Raw genomic sequence first — 20,770 nt, 5'->3', positions numbered from 1 at the left:
ATATAAATATTTATTCGATAAAAGTCATGATTTGTCCGATAAATTGCAAATTAAATCTAAAATTCTTGAAGAATATCCGGTTTCATTGTCGTACCAACCAACAATTTTAACCATGTTTCCTATCACTGAAGTCATTTGGGAATCAAAGATGCAACTGTGGGTATTTCCTACAATATCAATAGAAACAATAGGGTCTTCTGTGTATTCTAAAATGCCTTTTAAGTCCGTCTCGGAAGCTTTCTTGAAAGCCTGATTAATATCTTCAATAGATACGGTATTTTTTACATTAAAGGTGATATCGGTCAAGGAACCATTGGCAACTGGAACCCTAATACCGCACCCTCCAATTACATTTGATAAATCAGGGAATATTTTAGTTAAGGCCTTGGCAGCACCAGTGGTAGTGGGTACAATAGATTGCCCTGCAGCCCTAGCTCTTCTTAAATCTTTATGGGGTTGATCATGCAGGCTTTGATCTGTGGTGTAAGAGTGAACCGTAGTAATGTATGCTTGTTCCACACCGCAGAGTTTTTTTATTACAGATATCATTGGAGCTGCATTGTTTGTGGTGCAGGAGGCGTTGGAAATTATTTTCTCGGTACCTTCTAATAAATGGTCATTGACGCCCATAACGATAGTTTTGATGCTGTCATCTAAAGGCGGCACTGATAAAATCACGCGATCTGCTCCATTATTTAAATGCCATTCTAAATCTTCAGTTGTTTTAAATTTTCCGCTAGCTTCAATGGTAAAATCTACTTTGTAAGGACTCCAATCAATTTCTTTAGGGTGAGGGCAATTAAGTAAAGGAATTGTTTGATCATCTACAATAATATGCTTGTCATCCCAAGTGACCTTATGTGGTAAAACACCATGAATACTGTCGTATTTCAACAAGTGGCTTAAGGTGTGCGCATTGGCCAAATCATTTATAGCAACAACAGTAAGATTGGGATGGGATTGTATGAGTCTGAAAACACGTCGGCCAATTCGGCCAAACCCATTAATGGCAATCCTAATCATGACTAGTGAATGTGTTTTTGCGCATGGTAAGAAGATCTTACCAAAGCACTACTTTCAACATGTCTAAAGCCTAATTCTAAGCCTATAGTTTCATATTCTTTAAACTGTTCAGGAGTGATAAATTCTTGAACAGGAAGGTGTTTTTTACTTGGTTGCAAATATTGACCAATTGTAACAACATCTACATCATTGGCCTTTAGATCATGAAGGGTTTCGATGACTTCTTCTCTAGTTTCTCCAAGACCTAACATGATTCCGGATTTGGTACGACGTTGTCCTTGTGCTTTCAAATATTTCAACACACCTAGGCTGCGGTCGTATTTCGCTTGGATACGCACTTCTCGGGTAAGGCGTCTTACCGTTTCAATATTATGGGATACAACTTCCGGAGCTACTTCAATGATTCGGTCAATGTGTTGTTCGATGCCTTGAAAGTCTGGAATCAAGGTTTCCAAGGTCGTTTCTGGGTTCATACGGCGAACTGCTTTTACTGTTTCTGCCCACATGATGCTTCCCATGTCCTTGATATCGTCACGATCTACACTGGTTAATACAGCGTGCTTGATGTTCATCAATTTTATAGAACGTGCCACTTTTTCTGGTTCGTCCCAATCCAAAGTTTCTGGACGGCCCGTTTTTACACCACAAAATCCACAGGAACGGGTACAGATATTTCCTAAAATCATAAAGGTAGCGGTACCTTCTCCCCAACATTCACCCATGTTTGGACAGCTTCCCGAAGTACAAATGGTATTCAACTTGTACTTGTCTACCAAGCCCCTAAGTTCCGTATACTTTTTCCCGGTAGGCAATTTAACTCGTAACCATTTTGGTTTAGCCTGTCTTTCTGTTACCGTGTTTGAAGCAGTTTCTGTGTTCATGTATTCTATAATTTTGCAGATGCAAAGATACAAAGTATAATTGTAATACCTTGCTATATGCTACTAAGATACCACGCGCTAAAACCAATGAGAAAAACAATTCCCAATACGCTCCAAATATGAATTGCGATTGAAGGGCGCCATTCTTTAGGCGTGTGTTTGCTACAAATAAGGATGTAATTGGCAATAGCAAAAAAAGGCGCTGTTAAAAAGGACAGTATGGTGGCAATTTGAACAAGTAGTCCCATTTCTGACGCTAAAAAAAGGAATATTATGATGGTTCCAGATAGAAGAATTAATATCCACAAAAGATATCCTTTTGAATGCTTTTTTGTGAAAAGCAATTGTAAGCTGTGCGCCATGGATCGCGGTGAGGCATCCATGGTCGTGAGGGTGGTGCTGAACATAGTGGTGAAAGCAGCAATGCCTATGATGGGATAGGTCCATGCACCTAAATTTTTAGCGTACATAGAAATCAATTGGTTTGAAAACTCTCCGGCCTTAGAGCTAAAGGATATATCGCTTTGGTGCATTACTAATGCTCCCAAAGTTAAAAATCCCAACCCAATGATAATTGCTCCTGTAAAACCAATGTTGAAATCGAATAGTGAAGATTTTACGTTAAGTCCCTCAACTTGTTTGTTTTTTTCAATGGTCCATAAGGAATGCCAAATAGAAATATCGAGCGGTGCGGGCATCCAGCCCATAAAGGCTATTAAAAAGCTAATCTCTAAATGGTTTTTTGGAAGGATCTGCAAAAAGGAAATTGGTTCTGAGTAATTTGTAAGTGCAACGCCAACGGCAATGAGGGTGCTAACAGTTAGGGTAATGACAATAACTTTCATGATTTTGTCTAGAAAGCTATATTTCCCTTTTAATAAAATGATAACACAAACCATTAGTATGATTACCGTCCACATTTCTAATGAAATAGTGTCGCCAAAGAGGTTGCGAGCCAATCCGGCGCTTACTATAGTAACAGCTGTTTGGATAGTAAACATAGAAGCCAATGTTACTAGGATATATGCTACGAGTACACCTTTTCCCAGCTTTTTATAGCCATCCAAAAGACTTTCTCCGGTAGCCATGGCATATCGAGGGCCAAATTGGAAAAAGGGGTATTTGAATACATTTACCAAAAGTAGGGCCCAAACAAGTCCAAAACCATAATCGGCACCCGCTCTAGTAGACTGTACGAGATGGGATACGCCTATTGCTGCACCAGCAAACAGTAATCCGGGACCTAGCTTTTTAAAATCAAAGGACATTATTTTTTGGTGATGATTTCTGCCAATAGTTTTTTAGCCCTTAGAAGTTTTACTTTAACATTATTGATGGGCTCTTGGAGTTGCTCTGAAATTTCTTTGTAGCTCAGCTCTTGAAAATATCTAAGGTTGATAATCTCTTGATAATGGGGCTTTAGCTTTTTTATATCCCTTAAAAGTTTGGCTAAATTCTGTTCGGTGATGAGTTTGTCTTCTGGAGAAGGGGATTCGTCCACAATATTATAAAACTCATGATCATCATCGTGGGGAGTGGTGCTTGTAATGGATGATTTTCGCTTGCGCAACAAATCGATATGAATGTTCTTGGAAATGGCGATTAACCATGTTTTGAATACATAGTTATCATTATACGTATCTATTTTGTCGAAAGCTTTTGAAAATGTCTGAATACTGATATCCTCAGCATCGTTTTCATTCTCGGTACGTTTTAATTGAAAGCCGTAAACATCATTCCAAAAAGTGTCCAACAAGAAATTGAATGCCATTTGGTCATTTTGTTTGGCTTTCTCAATGGCTTCTTTTATTTCCAATGATGAGGTTTTGCGATTAGATTTTTTATAAATATAAAGAATTGCGACACAATTAAAAATAACTCCAAAAAGGGGAGTAGAATTAAAAGATCGGTTTCATTTAACTTTTTGGCAGATAGCCCCAAAATTGTGTAGATAATTATAAATCTAAGGGTAACCAAGCCAGCAACCAACATCCATTGGTATTGTAAAGCCAGTAAAAGAGTGGCTAATATCCAAAAAAGGATTTGTGAGATATAAAATAGGCCTAAAGCTATTTTGTGTTTCGTTTTATAGCGATATGCCGTACTTACATGTCTGCGTTTTTGCAAAATCCAGCTGCTAAATGTGGTTTTTGGTTTTGATAACGTAAAGCTGTTGGCACTTGTACAGACAGCCGTATTTTTGGAGGTTGCACTTTCATTAACAAACAAATCGTCATCACCAGAGTTAAGGTCTATATGGCTCATAAAACCTCTTGCCTCATAAAAAGTGTCGCTATGATATGCTAAATTACGGCCAACGGCCATGTATGGAACCCCTATTTTAGCATAGGAGAGGTATTGCGTTGCAGTTAAAAGTGTTTCGTAGCGAATTACTTTGTTCAGGAATGAGCCTTTAATTTTTTGATAGCCTCCGTAACCAATCACAATGCTTTTAGTGTCTGAAAATTGACTGCACATTTCTGTAATCCATTGCTTCGATACAGGTGTGCAATCGGCATCAGTGAATAACAGATGTTTATTTTTTGCCGCTTTGATTCCTAAAGTAAGGGCATATTTTTTGTTGCCCCAAAAGGCTTCAACGTTTTTTACATCTACAATTTTAATGAAGTCATTACCAGCTTTAAACGCTTCCATTACCTCCAGGGTGTCATCACTGGAGCTGTCATTGATAAGGATGACCTCAAAATTGGGATAATCCTGTTGTAGTATGGATGGTAGAAACGTCCGCAGATTTTGCGCTTCGTTTTTAGCACAAATGATAACCGATACCGGGAAATTTTTGTTGGAAGCTGGGGACGTTTTGGAAAATGAAAACTTTTGAAAAATTCCTAAATAGTAAAACGCTTGAACAATGATAACTACAATAAAAGTGTAGAGCAGGACATCAAGTATAAGCATTAAAAATTAGGAGTGTTGAGGTTCGTTGCAGTTATCAAATTGGTCTGGGGTCTTTCCGCAAAAACCACAAGCTTCACCGCTTTTGTTGAGCATTGGGTTTTGGCTAGCACAAGTTCCGGCAAATTTACCATCTTTTTTAGCCCATATTTTTATAGCAATTCCTGCAATTCCCAACCCTAAAAGGATTAGTGTAATTAGTAACAATTTCATGCGTAAAAGGTTTCTGCAAAGGTAAAGATTTTGGCTTAAATTGACTAATTCTTAGGGTAGATGTTAACAATTGTTGAGGGGTAAGGATGTTATTTTAAGCTTTGGGGTTACGGGGAACGAAAAATAATGTTAAATTTAAAACGCTAACTGTTAATAAGATAACTTATGAAAAAAATATTCGCTGAATTTTTTGGAACCTTTTGGTTGGTTTTTGGAGGGTGTGGGAGTGCTATTTTTGCAGCTGCTTTTCCTGAATTAGGAATTGGTTTTGCTGGTGTTGCATTGGCCTTTGGGCTTACGGTATTAACAATGGCCTTTGCAGTAGGGCATATATCCGGAGGGCATTTCAATCCCGCTGTAACTATTGGGCTGTGGGCCGGAGGTAAATTTTCTGCTCAGGAATTGGTAGGGTATGTAGGGGCTCAAATTGTTGGGGGTATTGCGGCAGCAGGTGTCTTGTATGTTATTGTGTCCGGACAACCAAACTTTACGGATGTAGGCAGTTTTGCAGCCAATGGTTATGGGGAGTTGTCCCCAGGGGGGTATTCCATGATATCTGGATTTGTGGCTGAATTTACACTAACCTTATTTTTCCTGTTGATTATTTTGGGAAGTACCAATGAGAGAGCTCCAAAAGGATTTGCTCCAATTGCGATAGGGTTGGGCTTAACCTTAATTCATTTGATAAGTATCCCCATTACCAATACCTCGGTTAATCCTGCCCGCTCTACCAGTCAGGCATTATTTGCCACAGGCCCTTATATTTCACAATTGTGGCTGTTTTGGGTGGCACCTATTTTAGGAGCAATAGTGGCTGGGTTTATTCATAAAACACTATTTGATAAGTCGGAAATAGCATAAAAAAACGCCTTGGATGGTCCAAGGCGTTTTTTTTTAGTTGTTCGTAACTTATTTGTTTTTCAAAGAAATTTCTGCAACCTCATTTTCGGCAGAAGCGGCATTTCCATGCCCTTCTTTAGGTTCTATAGTGATACTTAGTCCTAGGGCGTCTTCCATATAAGGGATAGGTTTCAGCTTACGGTCTGATGCATCCAAAATACCTAAGTTAACCATTTTTCCTTGTAATTCTGCCCAAATTTGATAGGTTTGATCTTCAGGCAGTTGTGGTAAGGATACCACATCAATCATAGAGGTTTTATCCTCGGCATTGATATAGGCTACTGTTTTAAGATCTTTTGCTCTGTCGTTACCGCGTAATACATATTTTTCAGTTTCTGGATTGTTCAACTTCATAAACTGCCTCATAAGGTTGTCCAATTTTTGGTTGTTGTTTTCAATGTCGTTTCTTAAATCAAAAACTTCATCAACAACTACTTGGTTTTCCTGTTTTAAAAGGATGTTTTGTTGGTACAGTAAAAAGGCGGCACTGGCAAAAATGAAGGCCGCAATACTGGCCGCAATACTGTAGCGGTACCAACTTTTTTTGCGTCTCACTTCAGTGTGTGTTAAACTGATAACTGGGGTTTCTTTTTTGGTGTTTTCCTTTTCAATGGTATTGTGAATGGAATCCAAAATGAACTTGGGAGCTTCTACAGCATTGGATTTGGCTAGGATTTCTAAATTGTCCTGCAATCTAATGTACTCGTCATGGGCTTCTGGGTATTTGGAAATAAAGTGTTCTACTTCTAAAATCTCCGAAGCATCTGCTGTCCCTAGGATATATTTATCCAATAGGTCAGACTTCAAGAAAGATTGTAATGTTGTTTCCATTGCTTTTGCGTTAATGAACATAAAGTTTTTTCAATTCTCTAAGTCCAATTTTTAATCTAGACTTTATGGTACCTAACGGAATATCCAGTTCTTCACTGGCTTCTTGTTGCGTCATGCCTTCAAAAAATAAGGCTTTCAGTACGATTTGGTACTTTTCGTCCAATCTGCCAACGTGCTCTTTCAAATCAAGGACATCTTGGTTTAAACTTGCTGTTGGTAATATATATACGTTGGATTGATCGATTTGGACTTCCTTTTCAAACCGATTATTGAAACTTCGCAATTTGTCTATCGCTGTGTTTCTGGCAATTCGGTAGAGCCAAGTAAACAATTTGGCTTTTTTGGGGTCGTATTTCTTAGCGTTTTTCCAAACTTTCACAAAGGTTTCCTGTAAAGCGTCCTGTGCAAGTTCTTCGTCGTTGGTAACCTTCAATATGACACCATAAAGACTATCGCTATAATATTTATAGAGTAAATTTATGGCGGCTTTGTCTTCTTTTTTTAAAAGTTCGACAATATTCTGCTCAATAGATGTGCTCAAAAGGTTTCTGTATTAAGGTTTTAAGGGTACTTTAATTACATCTAAAAGTATTCTTTAAAACGTATATAAATAAAGGTAGTAAAAATAGCAAAATATTACTATTACAAACATTGTCGAAACGCTTTTAAAAGATACTATAGTTAAAATGTTTTCTTTCCTAAACAGATAAAGGTTAATAGCACAATTACATTTACTATAGAAGAGAAGCCCCGAGAGATCGGGGCTTCTTTTATATAATGTTGACTTCCATTTCAATAGAAATTCCAAAAAGACGTTTGACAGTGTCTTGTATCAGCTTTGCAAGCTCAAAGATATCTTCGCCTTTAGCGCCTCCATAATTTACCAACACCAAAGCCTGTTGTTTGTGAACACCGTAAGATCCAAATGCTTTACCCTTAAAGCCAGCAGTTTCGATAAGCCAACCTGCCGGCACTTTTATGGCATCTTGAGAAACGACATAACTTGGTATGTTGGGAAACTGTTCTTTTAATTGCTCAAATTGTTGTTTTGAAATTACAGGGTTTTTGAAAAAACTACCGCTATTGCCAATTTTCTTAGGATTAGGGAGTTTACTTTCCCTAATGGCAATTACAGCGTTGGAAATGTCCTTAACACTTGGTTTTGATATGTTATCTGCTGCCAATTGGGCCATAATAGCACCGTAATCGGTGTGTAGTTTGTGGTTGCCTTTTGTTAATTTTAGTGTGACGCTTGTAATGATGTAGTGACCTTTGGCTTCATTTTTAAAATAGGACTCCCGATACCCAAATTGACATTGTTCTTTTGAAAAAGTGACAAGTTCTTGGGTAGCAATGTCCATAGCCTCACAGTTTTCAAAGACATCTTTCAGCTCAACACCATAGGCTCCAATATTTTGAATGGGAGCGGTGCCGATATTACCAGGAATTAAGGAAAGATTTTCAATCCCTCCAAAATTATGGTCTAGGCACCACAAAACAAACTCGTGCCAATTTTCGCCAGCATTGCCCTTAACCAAAACATAATCGTTCTGTTCTTCAATTATTTCTATTCCCTTTAGGTTAACATGGATTACCAATTCCTCTATATCCTTGGTGAGTAGCATATTGCTTCCTCCTCCTAAAATAAAAGGTTGCTTAGTTTGGGTATTAGCCAAAACACTTTTGAGATCTTGAAGTGAGGACACAGAAACGAAGTTGTGAGCAGACACATCGATTCCAAAAGTGTTGTAGGGTTTTAGAGATATATGGTGTTGTACAAGCATTTAGCCTTTGTAAACTTTTAGAGCTTCTTTCAAGATATGAACAGCTTTTACAAGACTGTTTTCATTAAGTACGTAAGCAATACGTATTTGATTGCGGCCAACCCCTGGAGTAGAGTAGAACCCTGCTGCAGGGGCTACCATTACAGTTTCTCCATCAATGTCGAACTTTTCCAGAAGCCATTGTGCAAAATCATCAGCATTTTCTATTGGTAATTCAGCTATACAATAGAATGCCCCATTTGGCTTGGCTACTTTTACGCCTTCTATTTGCTCCAATTCTCGGATAAGGGTATTGCGGCGGTGCACATATTCTTCATTAACATCGTCAAAGTAGCTCTGAGGAGTGTTTAAAGCGGCTTCACTGGCAATTTGAGCCAAAGTAGGAGGGCTTAAACGTGCTTGTGCAAACTTTAAAGCAGTTTGAATAAACGTTTTGTTTCTTGAAACCAAATAACCAATTCTGGCACCGCACATACTATAGCGCTTAGAAACCGAATCAATCATAATGGCGTGGTCCTTGATGCTGTCTTCTTGCATGATAGAGTAAAATGCATTGCCGTCGTAAACAAACTCACGGTAAACTTCGTCTGCAATTAAAAATAAATCATGCTTGATAACTATCTGGGCTAGCTTTTGTATTTCTTCTTTAGAATATAAGTAACCTGTTGGATTTCCTGGGTTACAAATCAAAATGGCCTTGGTTTTTGGAGTAATCAGTTTTTCAAACTCCTCGATGGCTGGTAGCGCAAAATTGTCCTCTATTTTAGAAATAACAGGAACTACTTTAATATCTGACGCATTTGAAAACCCGTTATAATTGGCGTAAAAAGGCTCAGGGATAATAATTTCATCGTCTGGATCCATAATGCTTCCAAAGGCAAACATTAGGGCCTCACTTCCTCCGGTAGTTACAATGATATCGTCGTGTTTAACGTGAATATCGTTCTTCTCGTAATAGGCTGCAATTTTTTTACGGTATCCTTCCGATCCTTCAGAACGGGTATAGGCCAAGATATCCAAAGAGTGAACCTTCACTGCATCTAGTGCAATTTCAGGGGTTTTGATATCGGGTTGTCCAATATTTAGGTGGTATACAGTTTTTCCGTCTTTATAGGCTTGTTCTGCATAAGGAACAAGTTTTCGTATTGGGGATTCAGGCATTGCATGCCCTTTTTTCGAAATAGATGGCATTTTATTCTTGATTTTAAAGCGCAAAGGTCTGAAAATTATCTTAAAGTTTTTTTAAAAACAAACCCTAAAAAATGATAATATCTCAAAAGGTTGTAAATTGTATATAGTCAATTAGTTAATATGCGAATTAAAAGGGTTTTTATATGGTGTTTTTTAATGCTGGGTATAAACCTTTATGCCCAGGGTAATTTCAACATGCCTTCCCGAGATAATTGTAAGGTTAAATTTCAGCTAATAAATAACTTAATTATCGTTCCTGTGGAGGTGAATGGGGTAGAATTGTCTTTTTTGTTAGACTCTGGGGTTAGCAAGCCTATTCTATTCAATATTTTCAATATTTCAGATTCCTTACACATCAAAAACGGAGAGCGCATTTACCTTAGGGGGCTTGGTGGCGATGGCGATGTCGAGGCCTTAAAGTCTAACCATAATAGACTTAAAATAGGAGATGCCGTTAATGTTAATCAAGATATTTATGTGGTATTTGACGACTCCATAAATTTTACACCAAGGCTAGGGGTAAGTGTTCATGGTATTATTGGGTATGATATTTTTAAGGATTTTATTGTAGAAATCAATTACAATGCTAAGTATTTAAAGCTACACAGACCCGAAACCTACACGTATAAAAAATGTAGAAACTGTGAGACCTTAGATTTAATTTTATATAAAAACAAGCCCTATATAGATGCCATGGTGTGCATAGATTCTTCGGAAATTCCAGTGAAATTATTGGTAGATACAGGAAGTAGTGATGCACTTTGGCTTTTTGAGGATACTTCGCAACAGTTACTGCCTAGGGATGATAATTTTTTTGAAGATTTTTTGGGGAAAGGACTCAGTGGAAATATCCATGGCAAACGTTCCAAGGTAAAAAGATTTACCCTTAGCGGTTTCGACCTAAAACGGGTTAATGTGGCTTTTCCTGATTCCGTAGCTATTTCTGAGGCGCGAAATTTTAAGGAACGTAATGGTAGTATTTCTGGAGAACTGCTCAAACGCTTCAATATCGTTTTGGACTACCACAATTTTAAAATGACCATAAAGAAGAATGGAAATTTCAAAAAGCCGTTTCAGTATAATAAAAGTGGGATTGTTTTAGAGCAAAATGGGGTAAGGGTAATTAAGGAGGAAGAACCTCGATTTGATTATGTGAATGAAAGAAACGAGAAAGAGGTCTCTAATAGAGTTATGTTCAATACAGTTTATAAGTTTGCTTTGAAGCCCGCTTATACTATAGTAGAGTTGCGAGAGGATTCGCCAGCCTACAAAGCGGGGTTGTTGGTTGGAGATGTTATCCTATCTATTAACAACAAAGGGACGCATACTATGAGCTTACAGGAGTTGAGCCAACGATTTTGCGATGAGGAGGAAACCACAATTAAGTTGGTTGTGGATCGAGAAGGCCAGTCTATGGTGTTTAAGTTTAAGTTAGAAAGCCTATTAAACTAAAAAACTCCCTATGTAGGGAGTTTTTTAGTTTGTGTAAGTAGCGTGTTTTATTGTTCCATAACACTTTTGTCCTTTTTCTCAAGAACACTATTTTTACTAGAGTCAACTACTAAACCTTTTATCTTTAAGGCTACCGTAGGGGTATCTGCATTAGATGTTACGGTAATGGTTTTTCTAATTGGGTTTACTCTTTTAGTGTCGTATTTAACAGAGATTTCTCCAGTTTCACCTGGCATAATTGGTCCGTCTGGTTTTTTAGGAACAGTACAACCACAAGTAGATTTTACATTAGAAATAATCAAAGGCGCATTACCTGTATTGGTAAATTCAAATACACGCACACCATCCGATCCCTTTTCAATAGTTCCGTAGTCTATGGTTGTGGTCTTAAATTCAATCTTAGCTACTTTTTCTTGTGCCATGGCACCAAGGCTCACTAGGCCTACAAATAAAATCAGTACTAAATTTTTCATCACTTAAAATTTAAATTGATAGTCAAAACTACTCACTTTTTACCATTCAGCAAAATTAATTAGACGTATTACAGTATTGTTAACGCTCAGCAAGCTTAAAACAAGGGGATTATTTGGTCTAATAATTTCACGAAAAAAGAAATATAAGTACTTTTGTCAGTTCATACACAAAAACAGTACCAAAGGCTATGTTTTTAGACGGGATTTTTAATTTAAAATTCCTCTAATGATTGCCTTTGAAAGTTAAAAAATACAGAAATAAGATACTTAGGATATGGCAATTCCAACAAAATATGTAGCCACAGAGGTAGAGAGTAAGTGGTACGATTACTGGATGAAACACAATTATTTTCATTCAGAACCTGATGAAAGAGAACCTTATACCATTGTAATTCCGCCACCAAACGTTACAGGTGTGTTGCATATGGGGCACATGTTAAACAATACGATTCAGGATGTATTGATTCGTCGTGCACGTTTACAGGGTAAAAATGCATGTTGGGTGCCTGGTACGGATCATGCTTCAATTGCTACCGAAGCTAAAGTTGTGGCAAAGTTGAAGGAACAAGGTATTGATAAAAACGATTTATCTCGCGATGAATTTTTAAAGCATGCCTGGGATTGGACGCATGAATATGGAGGTGTGATTTTAGAACAACTTAAAAAATTAGGCTGTTCTTGCGATTGGGATAGAACCAAGTTTACGATGGATGATGATATGTCTGAAGCCGTAATTAAGGTATTTGTCGACTTATTCAACAAAGGTTATATCTACCGTGGTTACCGTATGGTAAACTGGGATCCGGAAGCAAAAACTACCCTGTCTGATGAAGAGGTAATCTACGAAGAAAAGCAAGGGAACCTTTATTACTTAAACTATAAAATTGAAGGTAGCGACGATGTGTTAACCATTGCAACCACGCGTCCTGAAACTATTTTTGGAGATACCGCTATCTGTATCAACCCGACCGATGAGCGTTTTACAAATTTAAAAGGTAAAAAGGCCATTGTACCAATTTGTGGTCGTGTGATTCCGATTATTGAGGATGAGTATGTTGATGTTGAATTTGGTACAGGATGCTTAAAAGTAACGCCGGCTCACGATGAAAATGATAAAGTTTTAGGTGATAAGCACAGTTTAGAAGTAGTTGATATTTTCAATGATGATGCCACGCTTAATAGTTACGGTTTGCATTATGAAGGTCAAGACCGTTTTGCGGTACGTAAAGCAATTACTAAAGAATTAGAGGAAATAGGAGCTTTGGTGAAAACTGAAGTGCACGTAAATAAAGTAGGAACCTCAGAGCGTACAAAGGCCGTTATCGAACCACGCTTAAGCGATCAGTGGTTTTTGAAAATGGAAGAATTGGTAAAACCAGCTATTGAAGCGGTTTTAGGCGAAGATAACGATATTCAATTATTCCCAAAGAAATTTGAAAACACCTATCGCCATTGGATGGAGAACATCCGCGATTGGAATATTTCTCGTCAGTTATTGTGGGGGCAACAAATCCCTGCGTATTATTACGGCGATGGTAAAGAGGATTTTGTAGTGTCTGAAACGGCAGAAGAGGCTTTAACTTTAGCTCAGAAGAAAACAGGAAATACAAATTTAAAAGCTGAAGATTTACGTCAGGAAACCGATGCTTTAGATACTTGGTTCTCTTCTTGGTTGTGGCCAATGAGCGTATTCGACGGTATTCGCCATCCTGAAAATGACGATATTAAATACTACTATCCAACTAATGATTTGGTGACAGGGCCAGATATTTTATTCTTCTGGGTGGCCCGAATGATTGTTGCTGGGTACGAGTATAAAGGCGAAAAACCATTCAATAATGTATACCTAACAGGGCTTGTCCGCGATAAACAACGTCGTAAAATGAGTAAGTCCTTAGGGAATTCGCCAGACGCTTTAAAGCTGATTGAAGAATATAGTGCTGATGGAGTTCGTGTAGGATTACTGTTAAGTAGTGCTGCCGGTAACGATTTATTGTTCGACGAAGCCTTATGTCAGCAAGGAAAAGGTTTTGGAAACAAAATCTGGAATGCCTACCGATTGATTGATGGTTGGGAAATAGATGAAACCATTCCGCAGCCAGAATCTAGTAAAATAGCTCTAGACTGGTATGCGTCTAAATTCCAAAAAGCATTAGTTGAAATCGAAGATCATTTTAGTAAATACCGTTTAAGCGATGCGTTAATGGCGATTTACAAATTGATTATGGATGATTTCTCTGGATGGTTATTAGAAATCGTAAAACCAGCGTACCAAAAACCGGTAGATGTCGCAACTTATAAGGCATTAATCGCTGCGTTTGAAGATAACTTGAAAATTCTGCATCCGTTTATGCCATTCTTAACAGAAGATATCTGGCATTATATTGCAGAACGTACACCGGAGGATGCTTTAATTGTGGCAAAATGGCCAGAGGCGAAACCAATAAACGACACGTTAATTTCTGAGTTCGATTTTGCTTCAGAAGTGGTTTCAGGAATTAGAAATATTAGAAAGGAAAAGAACATAGCCTTTAAAGATGCCATTGGTTTCTCCGTAATTAACAACGGAAATACCAGTACAACCTTCGATGCGATCATTCAAAAGTTAGGAAACTTGGAAGCGATTGAATATGTAAATGAAGCCGTTGAGGGAGCTTTGACATTCCGCGTAAAATCGAATGAGTATTTTGTGCCAATGGCCGGAAGTATCGATGTAGAAGCAGAGATTAAAAAATTAACAGAAGAGTTAAACTATACGGAAGGTTTCTTAAAGTCGGTTCAGAAAAAACTATCTAACGAGCGTTTCGTAAGTAATGCCCCGGAACAGGTAGTCGCTTCAGAAAAGAAAAAAGAAGCAGATGCTTTAGCTAAAATTGAAACGTTAAAAGCTAGTTTGGCGAGTTTGCAATAGTAGAAAAGGATATTCCTTAATATTATAAAACAAATTAAAACCTGTCCGATGCCATCGGACAGGTTTTTTTATGGACTTATCTCTTCGGTAAATAAAAAAGTTCTCGAATAAATTAAATTGCGTAACTTTAAGTGTTAATATTCAGTGTTTTAACTTTAAAATAAAGGCGTTTATGGATACAATATTACGATTAGGAATGATGAGAACTATATGGGGACTAGGTATGTTGCTTTTGTCGGTTCCCGTATTTGCCCAGGAAGCAGAAGAAACTTTTGAAGCTGAGGTGGAAAGGGAGTTTGAGGAAGAAGAACCTTTCCGTCGTAATAAATTGGCATTCTATGCAGGGTATTCTTGGGTTCCTGAAGGGCGGGACATTGATACCGGTGAAAAGGAAGTCATCATAGCGCCAACCTTTGGGTTTTCGTATGAATATTGGCTATCTGAACGCTGGGCCATAGGGACCTATAACGATGTGGAAATTGTGAATTTACATGTTGAAAATGAAAAAGGCGATTTCCTGGAACGTGAAAATGCTACGGTATTGTCTGTAGCAGCTACTTGGGAGGCCTTGCCTAGATGGACTGTATCCTTGGGTGGCGGTATTGAAACCGATGCCCATGAAACCTTGTGGATTGTCCGTTTGGGGTCGGAGTTTATACTTTTGGAAAAACATAATTGGGAGCTATCTGTGGGGTTCAACTATATTTACAAGGATGTGTATGACATTTTTGGTCTAGGCTTTGTATATGGTTTGAAATTCTAGAAGTAGTTTTTAAGGCTTGCTTAAAAGGATACTTCCCACTGTACTCTGAAACGCCATTTTTCATCAACTTGCCGGTCAAATCGTTCATAATCAAAGTGACTCAATTCCGCAGTCAGTTTGTTTTTATGGCCTTTAAAAAACCAATTTATGGCCCAAGAGAATTCATCTTGATGGTCTTGGTCTAACTCTGAATCTGGAACATAGGAAGAATAACGGGTGGCAATTTCCAGTGGTTTTGGCCACCATGAAATGGCGCCTTGCGGAAAGTATCCTGCTTGTAGATAGTATCCTTTCAATAGTCTATCTGGAACTTCGTTTTGCATATCCTTAATTCTTTTATGGTGCCATTCACTTTGCCAAGTTATTCCCTTATAAACAAAAGCGGTCTCCAAGTTGTATTGTTCTACTCTGTACTGTCCGTTTTCGGCATCTTCAAAGCCAAGGAGTTCACCGCCTCCCGAAGAGGAAAATCTGGTATATGGGCTTCTGTTGGTAACTCCTGCAATGGCAATGATAGCTGCGGGTTTGTCATGATATTCCATATCGGTACTTTCAAAGCCCATATCTTCCCCAAGCGGGTTCCATTGCAATCGTCCAAAATACATTAAATGTTCATCGTCATTACTGTTGTTACCTCTTCCGGTACCCGTGAGAACCGCCACCCAATAACTAAAGTCCAACAGTTTTTTTCCATCCAATCGACCGTATAGCTCTACGCCTTGCTGACGGTCTACAGTAAAGGGGCGGTTAATGATGGAGCGATCAACCAATTGCTGTTCCCCACTACTAATGCGCCGTTCTCTGGAATATTCCAGTTTCCATTGTCCAAATTTCAAACTGAGCCATTTCCACTTTTCAATCATCACCCTAAAGTCTAACAGGTTCGAATTTACCATGTCGTATTCCCAATAATATTTCAACCAAGTTTTGTAAGCATTTCCACCAACTTTTAGGCGGGCACGGTTAATTTTAAAAAGGTGGGTGCCTTCTTCATCGTAGTCATCAAAGGTGATGGGGTCTTGGTCATCTGGAGTGGCAAATCGAAACTGAAGCCGACTTTGTATCTGTAATTTATAAAGGTCGTCACTAGATTTTAATTCAAAGCCTTTACTGCTATAACCAATGCGCCATTTAGGAAGGGAATCCTTGGGAGCTTCTTCTTGAGCGAATGTATTGTGGTTAAAGAAAAAATAGGTGATGATGAATGCATGAATAAAACCAAACTTAAGACTTGGTAAGTTGAATGTTGTTATGAATCTTAGTTTGGCCGTCATTCTTTTCAGGTCTGTTTGTTTTAGGAAATTAGGAGGACTAAAAAGCAAAATTAGCCGTAAGGGTGGGGCCATTGTATCCCCATTTAAAGTAGCCGTCTAAATGTTTCCTGGTAGTTTCCACTTTTATGTCTAAGCCAGTATAGCCTGCCTTTAAACTCAAACCTTTGTATAATTTATAGGCTAGAGTGACATTTGAGCTGAAAATTCGTCCCTTAATATTATCTATGGTCAAGCCCAAATAATTGATATTGGCATATACGGAAAACCGACGTGAAAGTAGGATGTCAAACCAAATTCCAATGTCTGGTACGGGGGCTATAAAATCAAAACTGTCATTGAGCTCAGCTTCCAGATTTCCGGAATTGGCCCTAATGCCCACATCGGTAAACAACACATGGGCACCAATCAAGGCGCCAATTTCATATTTGGGTTTGGCAAAGATAGTATAACTGTAATACAGTCTATATATGTTCATATTGAAATAGGCTTCCAAATTGGCATCTATGGGATATACATTGTCGCCAAATTCAATTTCTCTGTCTAGAGTATAGGTCGATTTTCGGTTTAAATAGAAGAAATCCAAAGCTAATCTAGAGCGTCTGGAAATACGCCATTCGGCATTGGCATAGAAGGAAAAGGTAGTTTTATCAAAGCCTAGATCGTCTTCCAAATTAATGGTGGTTCCAAAGTCATCAAAATTGGTGCTGCCCACTCTAACTTCGGTATCGTTCAAAGGAAAAAACAAGCCAGCAGAAATCTTAAAACGTTTCAATCTCCAATCTGGATACCTTACGGTATTGTCAGTATAGATAGTTTGACCAGTGGAATCAACCGTACTATCCAAGCCCATTAAATCAGGTTCTTCTTGGGCATGTAAAGACCCAAACATTAAGATAATGACAACATTTATGAGGGTCTGTTTCATAAGTTTTTTTGTTAAGGGGTAAGCAATTGCTTGGTTAAATATTTAACTAAATGCCATGTTGAGGTTAGGGCGTCCCCCTTGAAATGACTACTATTGGTAAAAAAATATACATAAATATGGGCTATGTGAGAATATCGTTTCATTATTATTCAATAACACCTACTACTGAATAGACGGTAGCAAGTATCGAGGTTTATTATTTCTTATAAACAGATTTTCCTTCTTTTATAGATTCTAGAATTTCAATAGTGTTAATTTTTAACGGATCTATTTTTAGCGGATTTTTATCCAGAATAACAAAATCGGCAAGTTTTCCTTCAGACAAGGTTCCTTTTCTATTTTCTTCAAAATACTGGTAGGCGGCCCAATCGGTTAACGTTTTTAAACCTTCGTAAGTTGTAATTCTCTGGTCTGGCCCTAATATTTTTCCACTTCGTGTAACGCGATTGACCGTGGCATCGAGTACGCGCATCGAGTTCGGGAAGGTTACCGGAGCATCATGGTGTGAAGTAATGGTTAATCCTGCATCAATAACATCTCTACAAGGAGAAATATAATCGGCTCTTGGTTCTCCTAATACAGACTCTACATGCCAATCTCCCCAATAAAATGTATGCATAGGAAATAAAGAAGGAAGTATACTTAATTCCACCAACTTAGGAATTTGATCTTTACGTAAAGTTTGACCATGAACCATAACAGTGCGATGATCATCATAACCATATTCTTCTTCAGCGGCAGTTACCGCTTTTATATATTGGTCAATAGCAGCATCCCCATTGGTATGACACAAGATTTGCCATTTATTTTTAAAGGCTGTTTTTACATACTCCGTAGCTTTATCATCGTCCATGATAGGATATCCAACATAACATCCTGTTCTACCTTCAGGATTTACATGATAACACTTGGTAAGCCAAGCGGTTTTACCCTGTGGCGATCCATCTAAAGTTAGCTTTACGCCTCCTAATCTAAACTTATTTTTATATTGGTGTGTTGGGGTATAATTTCCTTCGGTAACTTGTTCGGTCCCCAAAGTTATATCGGGATAGGCAACTACATCAATATAATAGGCATTTGCATCTGCAGCTTTTCTTAAGGCCGCTAACTGTTCTACGGTTGTTCTTCCATCTTGAGCTGTTAAATAGCCTTTTTTTGCATATTCGTCTTGACCTTGCTTAATACATTTGGCTGCCATATCATCATCTACTTTGGCCAAAATGGGAAACACAACCTTAAATAACGCACCTTCTTCCAATACACCATTGGGGTTTCCAGTTTTATCCCTTCTAATTACACCTCCCTCCGGGTCTTTGGTTGCAGAAGTAAAGCCCATAACCTCTAATGCTTTGCTATTAACTGCTCCTAAATGCCCTGATTGATGAATAATTATAACAGGAATATCTGTACTTACTTTATCTAAATCGGAAGCTTTCGGATGGTCTTTTTCTGTTAATTGGGAATCATCGTAACCGTTACCAAGGATCCACCCCAATTTGTCCAAAACATATTTGCCAGTTTCTGTTTCCTTGTATTCATTTAATGTTTCCACTACAGAATTAAAGTCTGCACCAGGACCATCGGGTGGTGGCAATATATTGGCACACATGGCTGTAAAACCTACATTGTAAAAATGCCCATGGCCATCTAAAAATGCAGGAAGTAAAGTTTTGCCTTGAAGATCAACTTCTTCTGCCTTTCCTTTAAATTGTTTTAAGGCCTCCTCTTTGGTGCCTACAAAAACAATTTTGCCTTCGCGTTGTACTACAGCTTCTGCATATTGTGGTTCATCGCCTTCCATGGTTAAAATGTCTCCACCATAATATATGGTTTGCTTTAGCAGATAGGGTTCCGCAACAGGCGTCACCTTTTGTTTTTTATCTTGACAGGAAGTAATTAATAATACCGTCGTAAGGGAAATTAGTGCTAGTCTTTTCATTCTTATAGTATTTAGGTTGTAGTTTGTGTTTAATTAAAAGACTTCATTCACACTTAAATAAAATCCATGTGCACCATTGTTTCCGAAGCCGTAATCTAAACAGATATTGGTTCTAGATTTTTCGTTTAACATAAATCTAACACCCAGTCCATAACCAGTATTTATGTTTTCAAACATATTGATATCTGCATCTTTATTTGTGGCCGAAGTGCCGTTCAAGAACAGAACGCCTCCCCATCTTTCTTTTTCCCTTTGAAGAGGAAATCGCCATTCAGCCTCTGTATATACTATAGATTGCCCTCTAAATCTACCTTGGGGATAAGCTCTACCCGAACGCCCAAACTGGTCCCATCCCAAAGCAGGTAAATCCATATAAGGTAAATCGCCTCCAAGCAGAAAATTTCCGTAGGCCCAAACGGCAAGTAAATTTCTTGGCCTTTCTTTCTTTAAATTGAAATAAGTGCGATATTCTGTCCAAAGAGTACTTGAGCTTTTGGAGCTCCCTAACCATTTTGGGTTAACTTTTAGAGTAACCAAACCATACATGCCTTTGTACGGACTTACAGTATTGTCGCGCGTGTCGTAAAGGGCGTTTGCAGAAACCCCTGAGAGCGTATATTTTTCAGGATTAAAACCGTATTTAAGTGAATAGGCATAGTGGCTAGTGATTACCTGCGGATCTGATTCTTGATCTAACAATTCGTCTTCTATATTTGAATGAATATCCAAATGATATCCCAATCCTAGATAAAAACCTTTGTCATTTACACGTTTAAAATAAGTCTCGTAAAGCCTGAAAAAGTTGAATTTCATCATTTGAGCTTCGTCTATCCCTGCACTGTAATTACCGTCTTCATATTCAAAACCGTCACTCGCTAAGGTGTTAGATCCATCTCCAGTCCCCAGGCCATAGGTTGGTTGTGAGGTTTTAAAGTATCGCACGTCCTGCATTAAAATGCTTTTGTTGTCTTTAAAATACACAGAGCCCTTTAGAAAAAATAAAAATTGTTTTTTAGTAGTGTAAATCAAAGTCCCCAATGCGGACGAATAGCTGGTGGTTTCTGCTGGTCCTATAAGCCAGTTGGATGAAGGTGCGACACCAAACATAAATCCGTTGGCAGGATTGGAAGCCAAAACAGGAAGCCAAATGATTTTTATTTTTTTATTATCCTTCGAATTTGGGGTGTCATTATTGTTCTGTCCATAAATATTTCCCAAGAATGTAAATAATAGGATGATTAATAATTTTTGTTTCATGGTTTCAAGCTTTTGGGTTAATTTACTTTCTAAGTTC

The 20,770-nt window shown here is 38.1% G+C and carries 19 protein-coding genes; 4 read left to right on the top strand and 15 right to left on the bottom strand.

Translation table 11 applies throughout. From position 1 onward, the window contains the following. Positions 1–24 precede the first annotated feature (24 nt). The 6 genes from gap to RBH95_RS14520 are packed head-to-tail and all read right to left on the bottom strand — an operon-like array spanning position 25 to position 5,033. Positions 25–1,023: a type I glyceraldehyde-3-phosphate dehydrogenase gene (gene gap / locus RBH95_RS14545; protein ID WP_307900294.1), complete on the bottom strand. Its 999-nt coding sequence runs from the start codon at positions 1,021–1,023 to the stop codon at positions 25–27. A gap of 2 nt (positions 1,024–1,025) precedes the next feature. Then, positions 1,026–1,904 (bottom strand): lipoyl synthase, encoded by an 879-nt coding sequence (lipA, locus tag RBH95_RS14540; RefSeq protein WP_307900293.1) that lies wholly within the window; start codon positions 1,902–1,904, stop codon positions 1,026–1,028. A 53-nt stretch (positions 1,905–1,957) separates the two neighbouring features. Next, positions 1,958–3,172 (bottom strand): Nramp family divalent metal transporter, encoded by a 1,215-nt coding sequence (locus tag RBH95_RS14535; RefSeq protein WP_307900292.1) that lies wholly within the window; start codon positions 3,170–3,172, stop codon positions 1,958–1,960. Beyond that, positions 3,172–3,720 carry an RNA polymerase sigma factor gene (locus RBH95_RS14530; RefSeq protein ID WP_307900291.1) on the bottom strand — a complete coding sequence of 183 codons (549 nt, stop codon included), beginning with the start codon at positions 3,718–3,720 and terminating at the stop codon, positions 3,172–3,174. Before RBH95_RS14530 ends, RBH95_RS14535 begins: the two co-directional genes overlap by 1 nt. Then, positions 3,711–4,823, bottom strand: coding sequence for a glycosyltransferase (locus RBH95_RS14525; protein WP_307900290.1), 1,113 nt, complete (start codon positions 4,821–4,823; stop codon positions 3,711–3,713). The genes RBH95_RS14530 and RBH95_RS14525 overlap by 10 nt, the downstream gene beginning before the upstream one ends. Positions 4,824–4,829: 6 nt before the next feature. Beyond that, on the bottom strand, positions 4,830–5,033 hold the full coding sequence (locus tag RBH95_RS14520) for a membrane or secreted protein (protein ID WP_053975984.1): 204 nt from the start codon (positions 5,031–5,033) through the stop codon (positions 4,830–4,832). A 165-nt stretch (positions 5,034–5,198) separates the two neighbouring features. Between RBH95_RS14520 and aqpZ the strand changes: the two genes are divergently transcribed. Further along, entirely contained in the window at positions 5,199–5,894 is a 696-nt protein-coding gene (aqpZ, locus tag RBH95_RS14515; protein WP_307900289.1) for an aquaporin Z, read from the top strand. A gap of 48 nt (positions 5,895–5,942) precedes the next feature. Here the strand turns inward: aqpZ and RBH95_RS14510 are convergent, their stop codons facing one another. From RBH95_RS14510 to RBH95_RS14495, 4 genes are all read right to left on the bottom strand, one after another. After that, complete coding sequence (locus tag RBH95_RS14510; RefSeq protein ID WP_307900288.1) at positions 5,943–6,764, bottom strand: anti-sigma factor; 822 nt, start codon at positions 6,762–6,764, stop codon at positions 5,943–5,945. A gap of 10 nt (positions 6,765–6,774) precedes the next feature. Beyond that, entirely contained in the window at positions 6,775–7,305 is a 531-nt protein-coding gene (locus RBH95_RS14505) for an RNA polymerase sigma factor (RefSeq protein WP_307900287.1), read from the bottom strand. Positions 7,306–7,534: 229 nt separating this feature from the next. Further along, the gene (gene murB, locus RBH95_RS14500) at positions 7,535–8,548 is read right to left on the bottom strand and encodes a UDP-N-acetylmuramate dehydrogenase (protein WP_307900286.1); all 1,014 of its coding nucleotides are present in this window, start codon (positions 8,546–8,548) and stop codon (positions 7,535–7,537) included. Then, positions 8,549–9,739, bottom strand: coding sequence for a pyridoxal phosphate-dependent aminotransferase (locus RBH95_RS14495; RefSeq protein ID WP_307900285.1), 1,191 nt, complete (start codon positions 9,737–9,739; stop codon positions 8,549–8,551). A 156-nt stretch (positions 9,740–9,895) separates the two neighbouring features. Between RBH95_RS14495 and RBH95_RS14490 the strand changes: the two genes are divergently transcribed. After that, a complete protein-coding gene (locus RBH95_RS14490; RefSeq protein ID WP_307900284.1) occupies positions 9,896–11,191 on the top strand; it encodes an aspartyl protease family protein in 1,296 nt (431 codons plus the stop codon). A gap of 47 nt (positions 11,192–11,238) precedes the next feature. On the opposite strand, the gene RBH95_RS14485 is transcribed toward RBH95_RS14490, so the two are convergent. Further along, complete coding sequence (locus RBH95_RS14485; protein WP_307900283.1) at positions 11,239–11,664, bottom strand: DUF1573 domain-containing protein; 426 nt, start codon at positions 11,662–11,664, stop codon at positions 11,239–11,241. Positions 11,665–11,938: 274 nt separating this feature from the next. Here RBH95_RS14485 and RBH95_RS14480 point away from each other — a divergent pair, with 274 nt between their 5' ends. Together RBH95_RS14480 and RBH95_RS14475 are read left to right on the top strand one after the other, a co-directional pair. Further along, positions 11,939–14,575 carry a valine--tRNA ligase gene (locus RBH95_RS14480; RefSeq protein WP_307900282.1) on the top strand — a complete coding sequence of 879 codons (2,637 nt, stop codon included), beginning with the start codon at positions 11,939–11,941 and terminating at the stop codon, positions 14,573–14,575. A gap of 172 nt (positions 14,576–14,747) precedes the next feature. After that, on the top strand, positions 14,748–15,338 hold the full coding sequence (locus tag RBH95_RS14475) for a hypothetical protein (RefSeq protein WP_307900281.1): 591 nt from the start codon (positions 14,748–14,750) through the stop codon (positions 15,336–15,338). Positions 15,339–15,358: 20 nt separating this feature from the next. Here RBH95_RS14475 and RBH95_RS14470 read toward each other — a convergent pair whose 3' ends face one another. The 4 genes from RBH95_RS14470 to RBH95_RS14455 form a co-directional block, all read right to left on the bottom strand. Further along, positions 15,359–16,612 carry an OprO/OprP family phosphate-selective porin gene (locus tag RBH95_RS14470; RefSeq protein WP_307900280.1) on the bottom strand — a complete coding sequence of 418 codons (1,254 nt, stop codon included), beginning with the start codon at positions 16,610–16,612 and terminating at the stop codon, positions 15,359–15,361. Between the two features lie 37 nt (positions 16,613–16,649). Continuing rightward, positions 16,650–17,537: a hypothetical protein gene (locus RBH95_RS14465; RefSeq protein WP_307900279.1), complete on the bottom strand. Its 888-nt coding sequence runs from the start codon at positions 17,535–17,537 to the stop codon at positions 16,650–16,652. 196 nt (positions 17,538–17,733) lie between these two features. Beyond that, positions 17,734–19,476 carry an amidohydrolase gene (locus RBH95_RS14460; RefSeq protein ID WP_307900278.1) on the bottom strand — a complete coding sequence of 581 codons (1,743 nt, stop codon included), beginning with the start codon at positions 19,474–19,476 and terminating at the stop codon, positions 17,734–17,736. 33 nt (positions 19,477–19,509) lie between these two features. Further along, on the bottom strand, positions 19,510–20,733 hold the full coding sequence (locus tag RBH95_RS14455) for a BamA/TamA family outer membrane protein (protein WP_307900277.1): 1,224 nt from the start codon (positions 20,731–20,733) through the stop codon (positions 19,510–19,512). Positions 20,734–20,770 lie beyond the last annotated feature (37 nt).

The organism is Mangrovimonas sp. YM274, from assembly GCF_030908385.1.
GTDB lineage: Bacteria > Bacteroidota > Bacteroidia > Flavobacteriales > Flavobacteriaceae > Mangrovimonas_A.
This window is presented reverse-complemented; position numbering and strand designations above follow the sequence as displayed.